The organism is Actinoplanes solisilvae (genome assembly GCF_003999975.1).
Lineage (GTDB): Bacteria > Actinomycetota > Actinomycetes > Mycobacteriales > Micromonosporaceae > Actinoplanes > Actinoplanes solisilvae.
On record NZ_RJAC01000047.1, the window covers coordinates 1 to 17,504 of the forward strand.

General features: G+C 68.8%; 15 protein-coding genes and 4 pseudogenes. 8 read left to right on the plus strand and 11 right to left on the minus strand.

Annotated features, from left to right (window positions below):
* Nucleotides 1–451: 451 nt before the first annotated feature.
* Nucleotides 452–1,108, minus strand: a complete 657-nt coding sequence (locus EER30_RS45180; RefSeq protein WP_164842762.1) for a TetR/AcrR family transcriptional regulator — start codon at nt 1,106–1,108, stop codon at nt 452–454.
* Between the two features lie 73 nt (nt 1,109–1,181).
* Between EER30_RS45180 and EER30_RS49255 the strand changes: the two are divergent.
* Nucleotides 1,182–1,286, plus strand: a pseudogene (locus EER30_RS49255) (hypothetical protein); the annotation flags it as partial.
* Between the two features lie 356 nt (nt 1,287–1,642).
* The gene (locus tag EER30_RS45190; RefSeq protein WP_127509059.1) at nt 1,643–2,611 is read left to right on the plus strand and encodes an Acg family FMN-binding oxidoreductase; all 969 of its coding nucleotides are present in this window, start codon (nt 1,643–1,645) and stop codon (nt 2,609–2,611) included.
* Nucleotides 2,612–2,703: 92 nt separating this feature from the next.
* Here the strand turns inward: EER30_RS45190 and EER30_RS45195 are convergent, their stop codons facing one another.
* The gene (locus EER30_RS45195; RefSeq protein ID WP_127509062.1) at nt 2,704–3,570 is read right to left on the minus strand and encodes a universal stress protein; all 867 of its coding nucleotides are present in this window, start codon (nt 3,568–3,570) and stop codon (nt 2,704–2,706) included.
* Between the two features lie 596 nt (nt 3,571–4,166).
* On the opposite strand from EER30_RS45195, the gene EER30_RS45200 reads away from it, so the two are divergent.
* Nucleotides 4,167–4,688, plus strand: coding sequence for a DUF6069 family protein (locus EER30_RS45200; RefSeq protein WP_127509064.1), 522 nt, complete (start codon nt 4,167–4,169; stop codon nt 4,686–4,688).
* A 94-nt stretch (nt 4,689–4,782) separates the two neighbouring features.
* Here EER30_RS45200 and EER30_RS45205 read toward each other — a convergent pair whose 3' ends face one another.
* Complete coding sequence (locus EER30_RS45205) at nt 4,783–5,076, minus strand: hypothetical protein (RefSeq protein WP_127509067.1); 294 nt, start codon at nt 5,074–5,076, stop codon at nt 4,783–4,785.
* Nucleotides 5,077–5,598: 522 nt separating this feature from the next.
* Between EER30_RS45205 and EER30_RS49260 the strand changes: the two genes are divergently transcribed.
* On the plus strand, nt 5,599–6,219 hold the full coding sequence (locus EER30_RS49260; RefSeq protein ID WP_240670734.1) for a GH36-type glycosyl hydrolase domain-containing protein: 621 nt from the start codon (nt 5,599–5,601) through the stop codon (nt 6,217–6,219).
* A 3-nt stretch (nt 6,220–6,222) separates the two neighbouring features.
* Nucleotides 6,223–6,504, plus strand: coding sequence for a hypothetical protein (locus EER30_RS45215; protein WP_127509070.1), 282 nt, complete (start codon nt 6,223–6,225; stop codon nt 6,502–6,504).
* A gap of 303 nt (nt 6,505–6,807) precedes the next feature.
* Here the strand turns inward: EER30_RS45215 and EER30_RS45220 are convergent, their stop codons facing one another.
* Together EER30_RS45220 and EER30_RS45225 are read right to left on the minus strand one after the other, a co-directional pair.
* Nucleotides 6,808–8,061, minus strand: a complete 1,254-nt coding sequence (locus tag EER30_RS45220) for an MFS transporter (protein ID WP_127509073.1) — start codon at nt 8,059–8,061, stop codon at nt 6,808–6,810.
* A 3-nt stretch (nt 8,062–8,064) separates the two neighbouring features.
* A pseudogene (locus EER30_RS45225) lies at nt 8,065–8,232 on the minus strand (flavoprotein); the annotation flags it as partial.
* A gap of 252 nt (nt 8,233–8,484) precedes the next feature.
* Between EER30_RS45225 and EER30_RS45230 the strand changes: the two are divergent.
* Nucleotides 8,485–8,843, plus strand: a pseudogene (locus tag EER30_RS45230) (ArsR/SmtB family transcription factor).
* 203 nt (nt 8,844–9,046) lie between these two features.
* On the opposite strand, the gene EER30_RS45235 reads toward EER30_RS45230, so the two are convergent.
* Nucleotides 9,047–9,433, minus strand: a complete 387-nt coding sequence (locus tag EER30_RS45235; RefSeq protein ID WP_127509076.1) for a hypothetical protein — start codon at nt 9,431–9,433, stop codon at nt 9,047–9,049.
* Nucleotides 9,434–9,566: 133 nt separating this feature from the next.
* Here EER30_RS45235 and EER30_RS45240 point away from each other — a divergent pair, with 133 nt between their 5' ends.
* Nucleotides 9,567–11,084, plus strand: a complete 1,518-nt coding sequence (locus EER30_RS45240) for a fused response regulator/phosphatase (protein ID WP_164842763.1) — start codon at nt 9,567–9,569, stop codon at nt 11,082–11,084.
* 6 nt (nt 11,085–11,090) lie between these two features.
* Here the strand turns inward: EER30_RS45240 and EER30_RS45245 are convergent, their stop codons facing one another.
* Genes EER30_RS45245 through EER30_RS48245 form a run of 3 tightly spaced genes read right to left on the minus strand, consistent with a single transcriptional unit; the run spans nt 11,091 to nt 13,883 of the window.
* Nucleotides 11,091–11,456 carry a response regulator gene (locus EER30_RS45245; protein WP_127509082.1) on the minus strand — a complete coding sequence of 122 codons (366 nt, stop codon included), beginning with the start codon at nt 11,454–11,456 and terminating at the stop codon, nt 11,091–11,093.
* A complete protein-coding gene (locus tag EER30_RS45250; protein WP_127509085.1) occupies nt 11,453–13,351 on the minus strand; it encodes an ATP-binding protein in 1,899 nt (632 codons plus the stop codon). Before EER30_RS45250 ends, EER30_RS45245 begins: the two co-directional genes overlap by 4 nt.
* A 13-nt stretch (nt 13,352–13,364) precedes the next feature.
* On the minus strand, nt 13,365–13,883 hold the full coding sequence (locus EER30_RS48245) for a histidine kinase dimerization/phospho-acceptor domain-containing protein (RefSeq protein WP_205650704.1): 519 nt from the start codon (nt 13,881–13,883) through the stop codon (nt 13,365–13,367).
* Between the two features lie 243 nt (nt 13,884–14,126).
* Here EER30_RS48245 and EER30_RS45260 point away from each other — a divergent pair, with 243 nt between their 5' ends.
* Nucleotides 14,127–16,070, plus strand: coding sequence for a serine/threonine-protein kinase (locus EER30_RS45260; RefSeq protein ID WP_127509088.1), 1,944 nt, complete (start codon nt 14,127–14,129; stop codon nt 16,068–16,070).
* 48 nt (nt 16,071–16,118) lie between these two features.
* On the opposite strand, the gene EER30_RS45265 is transcribed toward EER30_RS45260, so the two are convergent.
* Nucleotides 16,119–17,138, minus strand: coding sequence for an SPFH domain-containing protein (locus tag EER30_RS45265; protein ID WP_432417607.1), 1,020 nt, complete (start codon nt 17,136–17,138; stop codon nt 16,119–16,121).
* Between the two features lie 205 nt (nt 17,139–17,343).
* A pseudogene (locus EER30_RS49265) lies at nt 17,344–17,457 on the minus strand (NfeD family protein); the annotation flags it as partial.
* Nucleotides 17,458–17,504: the final 47 nt, after the last annotated feature.

A 17,504-nucleotide genomic window follows, 5' to 3' on the forward strand; every position in this document is an offset into this window, starting at 1 on the left:
GGGCAGCAGCGGCCGCACGAGCTGCCACAACGACTCCGGGCAGTACTTCTCCACATCACTCACACCCGTACAACGAATGATGTTGGTCCTCAACAACCCCTATCGAGATGCGGTCTTAGAGGGGTGTCTCCCTCAACGTTCGGGGCGGGAGTTGGCTGGACTGCGGCCCTGACCCGCCGTGCATGACAGGCCCCGGTCGGGGAAAGGAGCCTCCGCGGCTACTGGCGCGAGTGCACTCCACCGAGAGGAAAGCTGTCATGTCCACCATTTCGAATCTGACGCTGAACAACGGCGTCGAGATCCCGGCGATCGGGTTCGGTGTCTTCCAGACCCCGGCCGGCGTCGGCAACTCGCTGTTGTTCGCACACCTCGAACACCGGCGGCAAGGAGCGCCACTGGGGTCTGTCCGAGCCCGCCGGCCGACTCCAACCGGCGGTGTATGCCGCCCTCGTCATGGGGTGGAGAGAGTCTCCGTCAGTCCGATGGCCGTCGACTGAAGCAGCAGCCGGAGACGGGGGTTGAAGTCGAGAGCGACGTGACCCCAGTGCGGCACCTGCTCGTACAACACGGCAAGCGTCGGGGTGGGATGTGACACCTGCCAGAAAGTGGCGGCGAATGCGAGCGTGGCGGCAACCAAGGTCTGGATCTGGTCGACCGTCATGCTGCTCACGCGATCCAACACGTCCACGATCTCGTCGTGGGCGGGGAACGAGTTGGTCTTGTACTGCCGGGCTCGCTCGATGTCGACGTCACCTTCCAGGCTCAACGTCACGTGAGTCAGCAGGTCGCAGAACACCGGCAGGGACGCGATGGTGTCGGCCAGTACCGTCGCGACATCTCGCGGCTTCAGCTCGTCGCGATCGCGGACGTCATCAGTGATCGCCGCGCTCCACTGCCGCCAACCCCGTTCAGCCAGCTCAAGGAGTAACTCCTCTTTGCTGGCGTAGTAGCGCCGCACGCCAGTGCGGTGCAGGCGGGCTCGCTCCGTGACGGGCGCCAGCGTGACGAACCGGACGCCACCGCGCTCGAGGGCGATTGATTCCGCGGCCACCAACAGGTCCTCGGATCGGCGTTGCTTGTCGTCGGTCGATCGTGCTCGCTGGCGCATGCCCCAAGCGCGGCTGCGCCACGGAACTGGCCGGCCGCCCACTGGGCGCCCTCAGCCCCCGACGACACTCCACTGGACGGCTGCCCACCGTCGTGGTGCGCGCACCTTCATCGCTGACCTCGCCGTCGCGACCGGTTGCGGGCAACTCAAGACCGGTGCGCCGACGAGGACATCACGTCGCTGCGCCGTCTGGCGCGGCGGGCACTGGTACGGCGCCGGGCCTGCCCCGGATTGTCACGGATCCGCTGACGACAGGTCGATCTGGAGCGGTTCTTCGGCGCCGATCGGGTCCAGACATCGGCCGCCGGGTTCGAGGACGGGGCCGGACCGGTCGATCCGGTAGCGCGTCGGTCCGGCCACAACGGCCCGGATGCCAGTCTCAATCCCGTACGCCTTGACTGCCGGAGGCCTTCGGCCCGAGTGCTGCCCGGCGGGCGCCGACACCGGTCGTTGCGCACGTCAAGCGAAACAGGCCCTCCGGCCCTGACCGACCGATCGTGCCCGGCCTAGCGTGAAAGCGGAAAGGAGCCCGAGATGGCGACCTTGGACCGGCCGACGTTGATCCGTTGTATCGAAGCGGCGACGCTGGCGCCGTCGCTGCACAACAGCCAGCCGTGGCGGTTCCGCGTCGACGGGGATTCCGTGGACGTGTACGGCGATCCGGGCCGCCGTCTGGAGGTGCTCGACCCGAACGGCCGCGAGCTGATCATCAGCGTCGGCGCGGCGCTGTTCACGCTCCGGGCAGCGATTCGGGACGCGGGCTGGATTCCGACGGTGGAGACGTTCCCCGATCCGGACCTGACCGACCTGGTCGCCCGGGTGCGCCTGGGGCGGCCCGCTGAACCGAGCCGGGAGTCGCAGGAGCTGGCCGGCGCGATCGCCCGGCGGCACACCAACCGGCAGCCTTTCTCCTCCGCTGTCGTTTCCGCCGACGTCCTCGACAAGCTGCGCGACGCCGCTGAACACGAGGGTGCCAGGCTGACCGTGGCCGGCGGAGCCAGGCGTACGGTGATCGTCAGCCTGGGTCGCGCGGCGGCGGATCGGCTGCACCGCCGCGGTGGATACTTCGCGGAGCTGAACCGCTGGACGCGTCAACTGCCGGGCCGCGTCGACGGCATTCCGGCTCACGCCATGGGGCCGTGGGACGCGCTCGAGCGAATTCCGATGCGCGACTTCGGGACGGTCAACCCGCAGCCGTCGCGCCACGGTGAGGAGTTCGAGGCGTACCCGACCATCGCTGTCCTCACCACGGTGGGGGACACCCGGGTGCAATGGCTGCAGGCCGGTCAGGCACTGCAGCGAATCCTGCTGGTCGCGACCCGTCTGCATCTGGCCACGACCCCCATCAGCCAACCGGTGGAGATCCCCTCGATCCGCGACGTCCTGTCGGACCCGCGAACGGGCCGATGGGCGCAGATGGTGATCCGCCTCGGGTACGGGCCACCGGCAGGCGCAACACCGCGCCGGCCGGTCACCGAGGTTCTGCTCGCACCGGGCGCCTGACTTGAAGCAGGCCGACCGCCGCGGCGTGCCGCTCATCGTGCTGATGACCGGTGAGGAAGTGCCGCTGGGGTCGGCCGCAGGTTGGGCCGGGCTCAAGCCGACCGGGCCACCGCGACCGGGCATTCGGAATGGTGCAGCAGGTGCTGACCGACCGAGCCGAGCAGCAGTCCGGCGAAGCCGCCGTGCCCGCGGCCGCCGACCACGACCAGCTGGGCGGTCCGTGACCAGGCGGTGAGGTAGAAACGGGGGGAGCCGTTGATCACTTGTTGCCGCACCGTCAGGTCCGGGTACTTCGTGGCGATGCCCGCGACGGCCTCGGCCAGAACACGCCGTTGCTCGTCCTCACCAGTCCGGGTGCCGAAGTCCGTGGGCAGGTCCGCGTTGAGCTCCGTACCGTGCCAGCCGTGCCAGGCGTTCATGGCGACCAGCTCCGCGCCGCGATTGCTGGCCTCCTCGGCCGCGAACAGCAGGGCGTCAGCCGAGACGGCGGAGCCGTCCACACCGACGACCACCGGGCCGGTCTCCCGCGGCGTGCCCCGGGTGACCAGAACGGGACAACTCCCGTGCGTCGCCGTCTGCAGGGCCACCGACCCGAGCATCAAGTCGGCCACGTTGCCCAGGCCGCGATCACCGATCACCAGCAGAGGAGCCCGCCGGCTCTCCGCGACCAGGATCTTGGCCGCGCTGCCCGGGATCACCTCGGCGGTCACCTCGACGCACGGCGCGCGTTTGCCCACGGCCTTGAGCGCCTCGGTCACGAAACCCTCGGCCCGGTTCCAGTAGGACCGGTGGACGGGTGGCACCGCGGCCGGATCCATCTCCATGCCCGCCGGTACCCAGATCAACGCGTGCACGATGCGCAGACCGCGGTGACGCCGGGCCGCCTCGTCGGCCGCGACCCTGACCGCGGTCAGACCGCGTTCAGAACCGTCGATCCCTACCACGATCGGTGTGTTCATGACCGCACTCCTCCTCGGCCGTCAGCACGGCCGCCGCCGCGCAAACTCCCCCGCCGGACCGCGTCCTGCCGGGTGACGGCTTCCTTCATCCCTTCACGTTGCATCCGAGACCGTCGGCGTGTCAGGGCCGAAGGACCTGTTCGGGCCGGATGTCGGCAAGAGCCCGTTCGACAGGCTCGCCGGGGGACGATCCGGTCACCACCTCGATTTCCGGCCGGGGCGCGGCGGCCGCACACTGCCAGTGTCCAAGCCTCAAGCAGCCCGCCGAGCTCAGGCGGGTCACAGATCGTTCGCCTGGTGAGGCGAGTCAGCATCATCCGGTCAGGCGGTTGTACAGAGCGACGCGCACACCGCGAGCGGGAGCGCCGACCTCGAGCGGGCCGCCGCCGGTCCCCGTGACGGTGCCGATCCGGTCGTTGCATCGGAGGGGGCCGATGGCCTTGTCCGTCGTGTCTTCCGGCCGTGACGGCCGAGGCCCGCCGACGGGAGGATTGTCTGTGGTGGACGGCCGGACGCCGCCAGGCCGGCCAGGCGTCCGCCGGAGGCAGGCCAGGGCGCGACTCGCGACACGCTGGCCCGTACAGGAAGGATCTGCGATGACGGAGTACGGCGGGGATGTCCCCCGAGCGCCTGAGCGATACACCCTGGACGCAGGCCGTTTCTGGGCCAGCAGCGTCGCCACCGCGGTTGTCGCGGCGTTGGTCGCCATCGTGGGCGTGCTCATCGCGCGAGGCTTGTTCGACGTGCCGGTTCTGACGCCTCGCAGCCACGGCATCTGGGGTGACGCGCACACCGCGACATATGCGGCCGGTGCCGCCGTCGGCGCACTGCTGGGGGCAGGTCTGATGCACCTGCTCACCGTTGCCGTGGCTGAACCGCGCCGGTTCTTCGGCTGGATCATGGCTCTGGTCACACTGATCGCGATCGTCATGCCGTTGACACTCGCGGACCGGACCGGCTCCCGCATCGCGACTGCCGCGATCAATCTAGCCATCGGTGTCGCCATCGCCACGATCGTCGACAGCGTCGCCCGCACGACGCGCCATCTTCGGCCGCCGGACTCGCCCAGTGGCCGGGTTCAGGCCGAGGAACGGCCACAGCGACCGACGCGGGCTTGATCCTGTTCATGCGGTGCAGCTCCCGATCGCGAACCCGGTCCACCCGCTGCAGCTTCTCGGGGCTCGAACGGGTCAGGACGCAGATTGGTACGCCTCAGGGCAGGAACTGCTGGCGTACGCGAACAACCTGGCCGTGTTCAACGGTGAGCCAGAACAGGGTGTCGCGCAGCCGGGTCTTCAACCCGGCGACACCCACCTCGAGGTCGGCCGTCGAGCCGCCGTTCACGACCTTCACCGACAAATGCCAGACGATCGGAAGAGTCCGCTCCCTCGGATTTTCGTTCAGGATGTAGTAATCGTTGGGCGGTGTCTCGTCCGGCGAGTCGGGGTACCTTTTTTTCCATTCCCGAGCGGCCTTGTCGCCGGTCAGGAATTCGACCAGATCCATGGTGAGCGTGCCCCGGCCGACTGCTGTGACGTAAGCGGGCCAACTCCCGTCAGCGATCGCGGGTCGCGTTCCCGCGGTGGCGGGCCCGGGGGCCGGGTCCTCCGCGCCCGTCCCGGGGGCGCCCGGAGCATCCGATGTGGCTGGAGCGGAGGCCGAGACCGCGGGTTTCACTGGTCCTTGGCCGGCCGGATCGTTGTGGCAGCCGGTGACGAACAGCGAAGCCGCAGTCAACGCGACCGCCGCGGCGAGGGCCCTGCGTGGGGGAGTCATGCACCCAGCGTCCGGCGATCTGCGCGGGATCTACAGAGACGGAAGTCCTTCTCTCCGTTTCGCAGGACCCCCTTCCGAGAGCCGGGAGCGATGACACCGGCCCTGGCGCACGGTGTCTCAACACACCGCCGGGGCGGCCGGGAACTTCGGCCCGAGTGCCGGCGCGCGGGTGCTGCCACGATGGACGCACGGACCTGACCGTTCCTCCCTGCTATCCCGCTGGTGACCACGCCGGACGCGGATACCGACCGGATGGTGAACGTCTGGAACGCGTACCAGTGCTTCAATCTGAGCCGGCCGGCCTCATTCGTCGAATCGGGGGTCGGTCGCGGCATGGGTTTCCGCGATTCCAACCAGGACCTGCTCGGCTTCGTCCACATGATTCCGGAACGCGCCCGCGCGCGGATCCTGGACATCGCGGTCACCCAGAAGACGACCGGCGGGGCCTATCACCAATGTCAGACGTTGATCAGCGGGGAACAACGACATCGGCGAGGGCCTCAACGACGACCTGTTGTAGCTGGTGCTCGGCGTCTCCGCGTATCTGAAGGAGACCGGCGACGAGACGATCGCTCGACGAGCCGGTGCCGTTCGACAACGTGCCCGGCGGCGAGGCCCGAGATAGCAACGCCCAGCGTCCTTCAAGCGATCGACCAGGTCGTAGCATCATGGCGGGCCAGTCCTCGTGGACGCCCCCGCGGGCAGGCGTTTCTCCTAACTGGTCTACCGGCCCTGACCTGCGCCGGACCGCCGCAACCCCTCTGCGATGACAGCCGTGGCGCTGCGTGCGGGCCTATCAGCACGTACGAGGCGGGACCTTCTTCCCTGCCCTCCATCGTCGTGCCGGTTGAGCATTGTGAGCGGGAGGTGTGAAGGATGTTGTTCGCTCTCATGGCATTCGTGGTTCTCGCCGGGATGTGCTCGCTGCCGTTCATCTTCGGCTGGTACGACAAAGCGGCGAAGAAGCCTCACGACGTCGCCGAGGATCAGCGGCGCGAGACGCGACCGGAAAGTCTGGAGGGCGTGCTTGTCGCCCAGCTCGTCGCCGATGAGATCACCCGCGGCCAGTACCACCGGGCGATGGCGAAGATCGCCGCTCGCGACGACGATCGCCATCCCCTAGCGGTCCCGCCGAGCCCGGGCGCCACAGCCGATTGAGGAGAGGCGGTCCTGCCTGTTTCGGAGGGACGCCGGGCCGCGCCAGTCCGTTTTTCGGCCGGTCGGGGGTGTTCGTGAACTGCCGTGGAGATGTCATGGTTGATGTCCAGACGTCCGGGTGTGGTGCCCGGCACCACGCGGCTTTGAGTCGGGAGCGGGCCCACGCCGGGAGGCTGCCCGTTCCACGCCGGCACGCAGGGGACCGGCTCGTGCGGTGTCGCCACAGTCGCGTTCGCACGGTCGCAGCGACGGGCACAACGGTGCCGAAGAGGCGGAAAGCCCTCGCGACCCGCCCAGGCCACTTCACTCGCCCGAGAATCGAGCGTTGTTCAGGGTCAGGAGTGCAGCGGAGGCGATCACGCAGAGAGCACCGGCGACGACGAAGACACTGGTGTAGCTGTGGCTACTGGTGTGCAGTGCCGCGGCGGCCAGAGGGGAGGTGGCTTTGGCGATGGTCATCGGGATGACCAGAGTGCCGGCGATGGTGGCGTACCGGCGGGTCTCGTAGCGCTTGGCAAGCAGCAACGGTTTAGCGATGCTGCCGACACCGAAGCCGAGCCCGAACCCGGCCACGGCGGCGATGGCGGGGATCGCGTCGCGGCCGACCACCGGGAGGGCGGCCGCGGCGAGGGCTTGCAGGGCGAAGATGGCGGCGACCACGGTGGTGGTCCGGAAGCGGCGTTGCAGGCTGGTGGTCACCAGCCGGCCGGTGACCGAAAGGACGCCGAACAGACCGGCGACGGTGGCGGCGAACGCCGCCGTATGACCCCAGGTGATGAGCGCGGCGACCAGATGAACGCCGACCGTGGCGATGGCGCCGGTGTGCGCGGTGAAACTGAGGGTCAGCAACCAGAACCCGCGATCGGACAGGACGGCCCTCATCCGTACGGGTGGCCGCTCGTCTTTCGGTGCGGACTCGGTGGCGGGAGGGCGGGGCGCCGAGCGCAGGACAGTGGCGTGCAGCGGGATGGTGAGCAGGGCGTGGATGATCGCGAGGACGAGCAGGGTGGTGCGCCAGTCGTAGCGGTCGACGAGCCATCCGGTCAGGGACATGAAGATGGTGCTGGCGAACCCGGCGACGACGGTCAGCGCAAGCAGGGCCGACGACCGCCGCTTCGGGGTGTGCCAGGCGATGATGACGGCGAACGCGGCTTCGTAGAGGCAGGCGGCCGAGGCGAGACCGATGCCGATCTGGACCGCGTACAGCTGCCACAGACTGTCGATCTGCGACCAGGCGAGGAGCAGTGCCGTGCCGGCAGCCGATCCTGTGGTCATCAGAGCCCGGCCACCGTGTTTGTCGAGCCATCGGCCGACGGGGACGGCGAGGGCGGCGGAGGCGAGCACGGAGGCGGTGAAGCTGCCGGTGATCGCGGTGGTGGAGGCGTTCAGGTCGGTGGCCAGGGGGATGAGGAAGACGGCGAAGGCGTAGTAGAGGGTGCCGTAGCCGACGGTCTGGGTGATCGCGAGCGCGGCGACGATCGCCTTCGCGCGTGGGGAGTCGAGTCCGTGCCGGCCGCCGACGGGTTGGTCGGCGGCCAGCACGCGGTCGGTGGTCACAGGTCAGCTGCAGCAGCCGCCGGTCCCGGCGGTGATGCTGTCGGCGTCCAGCGGCACGTTGCTGCTGCACACCCCGGTCTGGGGCAGGTCGAGATGGACGTCGCGGGCGGCCGCCCAGTCACCGGCGAGGGCGGCGACAACCGAGCGGGCCTGCTCGTAGCCGGTGGCCATCTGCTCTGCGGCGGCTTCGGCGGTGGTTCCGCAACAGGGCACCACTGCTGGTGCTGGCAGCTGTGTTATGCAGCAACCACCATCCGAACTTGCCCCGGGGGCGTTGGCCTGGCCGGCGGCGAGGTCTTCACCGGTTTGCTGATCACTCATGGCGGCCCTCCCGCAACACGAGATGGATTCGAATAGCATCGAACTCGATGCCTGTCGAAATCGACAGTTGCACATTGTTTCGGTATCTGTCAATCTCGACCCATGTCGAAATCAGCGCCTGCGGCCGTCGTCGATCTCAGCGCGTCCGCGTGCTGCGCCCCGCTCGCGCAGAGCCGCATGCCGGCCGGGGCGGCCGGCGGTCTCGCCCCGGCGTTCAAGGCTCTCGGGATCTAATCCGCCTGCAGCTGATGTCGATGATCGCCTCAGCGTCCGGGGGCGAGATCTGTGTCTGCGACCTGACGCCGGCCTTCGAGATCTCCGGCCCGACCATCTCGCACCACCTCAAGGTGCTCAAGGAAGCCGGCCTCGTCTCGGCGGAGCGGCGGGCCAGCTGGGTCTACTACCGCGCCCAGCCGCAACTCATGCGCCAGCTCTCGGCAATGCTCGACATCGATGGCTGAGTGGCGGCGATCACGCAACGGGGATGGGCTTGAGGCCACAAGAAAGCTCAGCGATCATTGACTCAATGAACGGCGATCTTCACCCACCTCACCGGCTCGCGGGACCTTCCCGTTGTCGCCGACATCCTCACACGTTTGGCCACCGAACTCACCCGATGTTCAGCAGGTCAACGTCCAGCCTGCGACCGCGCGCAGCGCCCAGATCAGGATGGTCTCATGGTGTCCGGGCTGATCGCGGCGGTGTTGTTCTCGCCGCTGGGCGGGGCGCCCGGTGCAGCGTCGATAGTGGCGCCGAACCATCCTTCCAGCTGGGCCAGGTCGTCCGGTGGCTCCGCCGGGGACGGGCATCCTGTCGCTTCGGGCAGAGGCTCGTGGTTGCTGGCGTACAGGCAGGCTGGGAGCTGGACCCGGGTGGGGTGGACACATTCGGGGAGGCCGGTCGTGGCGTTGGTTCGGTATCCGGCGGCCGGGTCGTAGCGGGACGCCGGGCCGGGTCGGTCCAGGACGTCGAACTCGCCGATCGGCAGCGCCTTGGCAGGGCAGGCAGGGCATGTGTCCAGCCGCCACCTGTCGCCGTGGCCCAGGTCCATGGCCACGATCGTATGTGCGGGCGTACGCGGTGGAGGCCCGGCCGGCTGCTTCTCCTTCGTTCGTGCGACGCGGTCGTGTCGGTTCGCACACCGTGTGCGGGTGCCGGGTCGCCATACGCCTAGCATCCGTTCGATGGCGACCGTGCTAGTTGTCGATGACGATGCTCCCAGCCGGGAGTTTCTGCGGACGTTGCTGTGCTACGGCGGGCACCAGGTCGAGCAGGCATCCGATGGTGGCAGCGCCCTGGCGATGGCCGCGCGACGGCCGCCGGACGTGGTGATCACCGATGTCCTGATGCCGGGCCTGGACGGCTACGCGCTGGCCCATGCGCTGCGCGGGGAGCCGGCGACCAGGCACATCCCGATCGTGTTCAGCACCGCGCATTTCGGGGTTCAGGAGGTTCGGCCGCGGGCGGACGCCTGCGGCGTGCAGCATGTGATCCTCAAACCGGCGCAGCCCTCGACGATCCTGGCCACGATCGACTCTCTGCTGGCCGATGGGCGGCTGTCCGTCTCTCCCGCCGAGCAGGTGGCCGAGAGCCAGCGGCTGACCCGGTCCGGCACGTGGGAGATCGATCTGACCACCGATACGATCGTGGTCTCGGCCGAACTGCGCGACATTCTTCGGTTGCCGTCGACTCGGCTGACGGTGCATGAGTTGAGGCGTCGGGTGCATCCGGACGACGTGGCCCGGATCGCGACCATGGCCGAGACGACGTGGTGCGCCGGTTCATCGGTCGCGACCGAGTTACGGGTTGCGGACACGGCCGGCGCGGTCCGCGAGCTGATCGTGTCGTGCTTGGCCGCGCCTGCCGATGCGTCCGCGACGGTGTCGCGGCTGTGGGGGGTTGCCCAGGACGTTACGCAAATCCGTGCGGATGCACGGATCTCCGCACAGACGCAGGTGGATTGGCACGCGGTGCGCCGAACGATCGACGCGCTGCATCGCGCGGTCCTGCCATCGACATTGCCCGCCGTAGCCGGCGTGGATCTGGCCGCGTTGTACCTACCCGCCCCGGAGCGGCTGGACATCGGTGCGGGCTGGTACGACGCGCGGGTGGTGGATGGGGGCCGGCTGCTGCTGTCGGTCGGTAAGGTCGCCGGACACGAGCGGCATCCGGCCGCGGTCATGGGCCACGCGCTTGCCGTGCTTCAGGCCTACGCTCACGATGATCCCGATCCAGCCGGAGTGCTGACCCGGCTCAATCGGTTCCTGATCGAGAACGGCCGGGACGACACGTTCGTCACTGCGGTCGTGGCACTCTACGACCCGGGAACCGGCCGTCTGCGGGTGGCCAACGGTGGACATCCGGCGCCGGTGGTGGTCACGCGCGACGGTGACGCCGGCGCGGCGGCACTGCTGCGGACCCAGGGCCCGGCCCTCGGCGTCCTGCCCGATGCCGTGTTCCCGCAGCGTGACCTTTCGCTGCCGGCGAACTCAGCGTTCTGCGCCTACACCGACGGCCTGACCGACCGGCACGGTGCGGCATCGGTCGATGGGCGGCTGCTGCGGGTGGCCGCAGAGGAGTTCGGCCGACTCGATCCGGACCAGCCGGCTGCCGAACTCCTGACGGAAACCATCGTCCGGGGCATGCTCGGGGGCACCGCCCCTGACGACGACGTGTGTCTGGCGGTCCTGCACGTCACCTGAAAGGCCTCACGGCTCGGCGCCGAGATACTCGTCCACGGCGCTGAGCAGGTCGGTTATCTCGTACGGCTTGAGCAGGAACAACCTTGCGCCGTTCGCGAGTGTCCGCCGGCGGACGGCGGGGTCGGTGTCTCCGCTGACGACGATCACGGGAATGTTCCGGGCCCGCAGGTCGGCGAGAATCCGCTCGCCGCTGACGTCCGGCAGCTCGAGGTCGAGCAGGACGAGATGGGGGCGCTGCTGATCGGCGCGGGCCAGGCCGGTGCGTCCATCCGGGGCGGACCGGAACGTGACGGCGGGCCGGGCTCGCAGAACCCGTTCGACGAGCATCGTGTTGATGGGGCTGTCCTCGATGTACAGCACGGTCATTGTCATGTGGGGGACGCTGTCACGTCGATCCGGTTGTCCAGGACGGATCGGACTTTCTCGGTGAGGGCCGCCGCGGTGAAGGGCTTGTCGAGGAACGCTACGGTCCGGTCGTCGCCGGTATCGGTGAGCACGCCGCGGGTATACGCGGACGTCAAGATCACCGGCAGGCCTGGCCGGATTGCGGTGAGCCGGTCGGCCAGTTGCTGGCCGTTCATCCCCGGCATGATGACGTCGGTGACCAGCAGGTCGATGTCCGGGTTGCCTCGGGCCACCGCCAGTGCGTGCTCGCCATCGACGCCCACCAGCACCTTGTATCCCGCGGCGGCCAGTATCCGTTGGCTGAGTCGGCGCACAGCCGGATCGTCCTCGGCGAGCAGGATCGTCCCGGTGCCTTGTGTTAGCCGCTGCGGTGCGACCGTCTCGCCGACGGAGTCGGCGGCCATGGCCGCGGCGGGCAGGTGGATGTCGAATCTCGTGCCCTCGTCCGGCCAAGATTCGACCCGTACGTGGCCGCCGGCCCTGGTGACGATGCCGTACACGGTGGACAGTCCGAGGCCGGTGCCCTGGCCCGGGCCCTTCGTGGTGAAGAACGGCTCGAACACCCGGGCGGCCACCTCCGGTGTCATGCCTGAGCCGCTGTCGGTGACGGCGATGAGCACCTGATCCTCGTCATCACGGACGACCCGGTCGGTGCCGATGGTGACGGTTCCGCCGTCCGGCATCGCGTCCCGGGCATTGATCACGAGGTTCACCAGGACCTGCTCGAGCTGGCCGGGATCGATATGCGCCGGGGTCGGCCCGGCGGCCGGGATGACCAGCAGGTCGACGTCCTCGCGGATGAGTCTGCGCAGCAGGACCTCGAGGCGGGCGACGAGCTCGGCGACATCGACCGCCTGTGGCCGGGCGGTCTGTGCGCGGGAGAAGGTCAGGAGCTGACGGGTGAGCGTGCTCGCGCGGGAGGCCGCGTCACGGATCATCGCGAGGTCGCCGGCGGTGGTCTCGTCGGCGTCTGCGATCAGCAGCGCGGCGTATCCGTCGATGACGGTCAGCAGGTTGTTGAAATCGTGTGCGAGCCCGCCGGCGAGCTGGCCCACCGCCTCGAGTTTCTGCGCCTGGTGAAGCTGCGCCTCGATACTCTTCTGCTCGGTCACGTCGGCGACCATCGCCAGCGCGCCGAACGGATCACCGGCGTCGTCGATCCGGGCCGTCAGGGTGATCCGGACCCACCCGCCCCGACCGGCGCCGGCCTGCAACCCGACCTCGACACGCGTCGCCCCACGGCTGCGCACCTCGGTCAGCGCTTGCGCGGCCACGCTCCGGTCGGCGGTCGTTACGAACTCCAGCATCGGGGCACCGGACAGCTCGGACGCCTCGCGGCCCACCATCGAAGCGAACTGGTCGTTGGCGTACCCGATCCGCCCGTCGCTGTCGAGGACGACGACGCCCTCGCTCGTGGTTTCCACGATCTCGCGGTAGCGTTCCTCGCTGGCGCGCAGGTCCGCCTCCGCCGTCTGTCGCAGCCGCAGGTCCTCGAACAGGGCCGCGCCGCGCACGAGCGCCGGGAACCGCCCGCGCAACGTCCAATACCAGACGGCCAGCACGGCGGTCACGGTGTCCCATCCGGCGGCTTGGAAGTCCATGCCGAACGCCATTCGCATGGCCGTTCCCGCGTGCATGTCCCCGCCGAGGTACGGAAGCAGGAGGTGCACCGTATGCGATCCGTGGTGCACCGCACAGGTGAAGAAGATCGACGCGGTCGCCAGGCCGAGCGGGTTTTTACGCCATTGACTCGACTGCCACAGCCCCCGCCCGATCGCGAAGGAGATCGCGAGGTAGGCGATCAGGATCACCGCGTTGGCCAGCGCGGTCAGTTGCCACCAGGTGTCTGTCCAACCGTCCACGGCCCGCCCCTTTTCACGGCAGTTGGTTGATGCGTGACAGGAGTTGTTCCGCACTGGTCTGCACGAGCCGCAGCTGATGCACCTGCTCGTCGTTCAGCGGGCCGGGCAGACGCATCAGCAGAGTTCCGGTGAAGCCGATGATGGCGTTCAACGGGGTACGCAACTCATGCCCGAGCCGGCTTGCCGTATCCGCCCATGACGTGGTGGCGACGCCGATCGTGGCACCCGTGCCGTCGAGGATCGCGGTAGCGCGCACCCGCACCCGCACCGTCGTCCCGTCCCGATGCGTTCGCTCGCTGACGAATTCACCGACGTCGTGGCCATCCGCGACTCGCCGCAGAGCGGCCGCCTCGCCAGGCGGGTAGAACTGTTGCGCCCGGCTGCCGACCATCATCACGGCGGGATAGCCGTACAACTCCTCCGCCGCCGGGTTCCAGACAGTGACGGCCCCGTCGAGCTTCTCGACCACGATCGCCTCACGCGCGGAAAGAACCATCATGGCGGCAAGATCGGCCGAACCGGAAGCATGCACGCCTGGACCCTAGCGACGCGAGACAGGGAATGTATGTCACCGAAAGAGTGACGCGGCCCGACGGCACCGAACGTTGCCGAAGGCCACAAACTGTGCCGCTGTGGCCGTGGGGACTGCCCCGAGTTCAGTTGCTCGCGCAGCGCTCGGCTGAACGCGAGTGCCACACGGCTCAGACTGATCGTCTGGAGTGGAACCCGACGGCTGGTCGTCGCGCCGCTTGCCGGTTCCCGATAGATTCTCGGAGTGACCGAGGGTGAGGCGAGGGTGATTCTCGGCCGCTATCGGTTGCTGCGGCTGCTGGGGCGGGGCGGGATGGGCGCCGTCTGGCAAGCGCACGACACCCTGTTGGGCCGGGACGTGGCCATCAAAGAGATCTGGTTCCCGAACGCCGGCACCGAGCCGGTCGATCCGGCGGATCCGCTCGTCCGGCGGGCGCTGCGGGAGGCTCAAGCAGCCGCCCGGCTGCACCATCCCGGAATTGTCACCGTGCACGACGTGGTCACCGACGACGGCAGGCCATGGATCGTCATGGAACTGATCAAGGGGCGTTCCCTGGCGGAGGCCATCCGAGACCACGGGCTGCTGACCGAACAGCGGACCGCGGAGATCGGGCTGTACGTCCTGGACGCGCTGCGCACCGCACATCGCCAAGGCATCGCCCACCGCGACGTCAAACCCGCCAACATCCTCATCGATGCCGCAGACCGGGTGGTGCTGACCGACTTCGGCATCGCCGCGATCGACGACGCTACCGCGCTCACCGCGACCGGGCAGATGGTCGGCTCCCCGGCCTACCTGGCACCGGAACGGATCAACGGCCGGCCCGCGACCGCCGCCGCCGATCTCTGGGCCGTCGGTGTCACCCTCTACGCGACGGTGACCGGCCGCTCGCCGTTCCAGCGCGAGGATACCCAGGCCACCATCGCCGCCGTCCTTACCAGCCGGCCCGCCGTGCCGGCCCATGCCGGCCGACTCTGGCCGGTGATCAAAGGTCTGCTGGTGAAGGACCCGGCCCGTCGTCTCACGGCCGAGAACGCGCTCAAGCTCCTGGCCAATGTGGCCTACCCGACGGGCTCGCCCGGACCAGCCACCCCGACGCCGGGGCGGCGCCGGCCTCTCCGGTGGGCCACCCGGCCCAGGCGTCAGAAGTCCACCTTGGAGGGCTTGCCGGGGACTCTCGCTGCGCCGCCGCCCACGATCGCTGCGCCTACGGCCTTTCAGGACCCCCTCGGAGAACGAGGACTTGGTGTGGCCCCACCATCACCGCGAACGGCCGTCCCGGAGCAGGCCGTCCCGGAGTCGCCCGGATCTCCGGGGGACGAGTCGGCTGCCACCCTCGCCCGGTCGGCGGCGGCCACGTCCGACGACACGGAAACGACTGCGAACGGCCTGACCACGGTCGTGCCGGGCCAGGCCGACTCCGTGCAGACGGTTGACGTGGACACGGTTCCGACCGAGACCGTCGCAGATCATGCCGGTGTGCAGACGGCCGCCGCCGTCACCGTCGACATGCTGACCCGGGCCGCCCGGCTGACCGCCGGAACGCCACGGGGATTCGGCCCGGCCCGGCCAGAACCCGCGTTGGCGAGACGGTCGAGGCGGATCCTCGGGCTCTACGTCGTCCTCGGGGCGATCGCGGCAAGCGCCGTCGTCGGCGCCGGGACGCTCTACGCTCTGGGCCGACCCGACTCGCCTGGTGCGCCGTCCAGTGCCGTCACGGCCACGCGCACACCCGGGACGTCCGCAGCGTCGAAGAGCAGTACGGTGTCGCCCGTGCCGGACGGCCTGGCCGATCGCTCTCCGCTACGCAGCACCGGCTCGCCGGCGACGCGGTCCCGGGTGCCGGCCTCGTTTCACGGTCGGTGGGTCGGCATCGCCTCCCAGCCGATGAGCAAAGCGAAGTCATGGCCGGCGGTCATCACCTTCACCCCGGGATCAGCCACCGGTACGTTTGAGGCCGTGAGCCTGCGTTGCAAAGGCCAATTGACCGTCATCGCACCGGCTCCAACCGCGCGCGTACTTCACGTGCGCCAACGCACCACCGGCGACCCGAGCGGACGCTGTGCCGACGCGGCCAAGCTGACCCTGATCCTCAATAGTGCGGGCGGCGTCGACATGTTCTGGCAGGACGCCGCCGCCGCCGACAACACCGCCACCGCGACTCTGGTGTCCGAAACGCCACGGTGACGCCGCGTCCAACTGTTCACCGTCCGCTCGATCGTTCGTTTGGATCGGTCAAGCGCTGACCTGGGGACCGCCCAGTTCGCCTGCCGGCAGCCGGCTTGGCTGTCCGGCTGCCGGCAGGGTGACCTGGGCCTCGGCCGCCCGCACCTGCGCGTTGACGGCGGCCGCCTCGCGGGTCGCGGCCTCAGCTGCCTCGGCTGCCTCGCGTGCGACGGCGGCCGCGTCGACCGTCGACGACGGCACGTCGCCGACCATGCTGGCCAGCCCGCCGAGTGCGCCGCCCATGCCCTCGAGGGCCTTGGTCAGCTCGGTCGGCACGATCCACACCTTGTTGGCGGTGCCGTTCGCGATTTGCGGCAGGGCCTGGAGGTATTGGTAGGCCAGCACCTTCTGTGACGGGTTCGCCTCGTGGATCGCGTGGAAAACCGTACGGATGGCCTTGGCCTGACCCTCGGCGGTGAGGATGCGTGACTGACGGTCACCGTCGGCGCGCAGCACGGCCGATTGCTTCTCGCCCTCGGCGGTGAGGATCTGGGCCTGCTTGTGGCCCTCGGCGTTGAGGATCGTGGCGCGGCGTTCCCGCTCGGCGCGCATCTGCTTCTCCATCGAGTCGCGGATGCTCGGCGGGGGCTCGATCGCCTTGAGCTCGACGCGGGTGACCTTGACGCCCCACCGGCCGGTGGTCTCGTCGAGCACCGTGGACAGGTGGCGGTTGATCTCCTCGCGGCTGGTCAGGGCGCGTTCGAGGTCGAGCGAACCGATCACGTTGCGCAGGGTGGTGACGGTGAGCTGCTCGATGGCCTGCAGGAAGTTGGAGATCTCGTACGTGGCGCGGACCGGGTCGATGGCCTTGAAGTAAAGGACCGTGTCGATGGAGACGACCAGGTTGTCGGAGGTGATGACGGGCTGTGGCGGAAAGCTGACGACATTTTCCCTCATGTCCACTTTGGCGCGCACCGAATCGACGAACGGCACCAGCAGGTTGAGACCGGGGCTGAGGGTCCGCTTGTACTTTCCGAGGCGCTCGACCACGTCCATGCGCTGCTGCGGCACGATCCGGACGGTTTTCATGAGGATGATGACGGCTGACAAAACAAGGACAGCAATAATTGTCGCGACGGCGGCATCCATGTGCCTGAACCACCTTTATTCGTTGATTGAGGCGCGGGCTAGGTTTGCGAGTCGATCCTGCCGGGCAGGTCGTCGCGCCACACCACCGCGGCGTCCGCATTGACTTCGACAATCCGGACTTGTTCGCCGGGAGGATAAGTAACGGATGCGGCCGCGGCAGCTAGGGCACCGCCGAGAACATAATGAGAAAGAGTGTGGCCGTGAAGATTTCCGCGACGGCGGGCGCCGCAGCTACGAGAATCCACAACACCACATTCATAGTCCGATCGTGACACGCCCGAGCCGGTTCGGCTACCGAATCTCCCG

What these genes read in the sequence shown, in the direction of transcription:
- EER30_RS45265 (WP_432417607.1), bottom strand. Translation starts at nt 17,138, where the DNA reads ATGAAAACCGTCCGGATCGTGCCGCAGCAGCGCATGGACGTGGTCGAG.
- EER30_RS45245 (WP_127509082.1), bottom strand. Translation starts at nt 11,456, where the DNA reads ATGACAATGACCGTGCTGTACATCGAGGACAGCCCCATCAACACGATG.
- EER30_RS45190 (WP_127509059.1), top strand. Translation starts at nt 1,643, where the DNA reads ATGGCGACCTTGGACCGGCCGACGTTGATCCGTTGTATCGAAGCGGCG.
- EER30_RS45215 (WP_127509070.1), top strand. Translation starts at nt 6,223, where the DNA reads ATGTTGTTCGCTCTCATGGCATTCGTGGTTCTCGCCGGGATGTGCTCG.
- EER30_RS45180 (WP_164842762.1), bottom strand. Translation starts at nt 1,108, where the DNA reads ATGCGCCAGCGAGCACGATCGACCGACGACAAGCAACGCCGATCCGAG.
- EER30_RS45195 (WP_127509062.1), bottom strand. Translation starts at nt 3,570, where the DNA reads ATGAACACACCGATCGTGGTAGGGATCGACGGTTCTGAACGCGGTCTG.
- EER30_RS45240 (WP_164842763.1), top strand. Translation starts at nt 9,567, where the DNA reads ATGGCGACCGTGCTAGTTGTCGATGACGATGCTCCCAGCCGGGAGTTT.
- EER30_RS49260 (WP_240670734.1), top strand. Translation starts at nt 5,599, where the DNA reads ATGGTGAACGTCTGGAACGCGTACCAGTGCTTCAATCTGAGCCGGCCG.
- EER30_RS45200 (WP_127509064.1), top strand. Translation starts at nt 4,167, where the DNA reads ATGACGGAGTACGGCGGGGATGTCCCCCGAGCGCCTGAGCGATACACC.
- EER30_RS45205 (WP_127509067.1), bottom strand. Translation starts at nt 5,076, where the DNA reads ATGGATCTGGTCGAATTCCTGACCGGCGACAAGGCCGCTCGGGAATGG.
- EER30_RS45235 (WP_127509076.1), bottom strand. Translation starts at nt 9,433, where the DNA reads ATGGACCTGGGCCACGGCGACAGGTGGCGGCTGGACACATGCCCTGCC.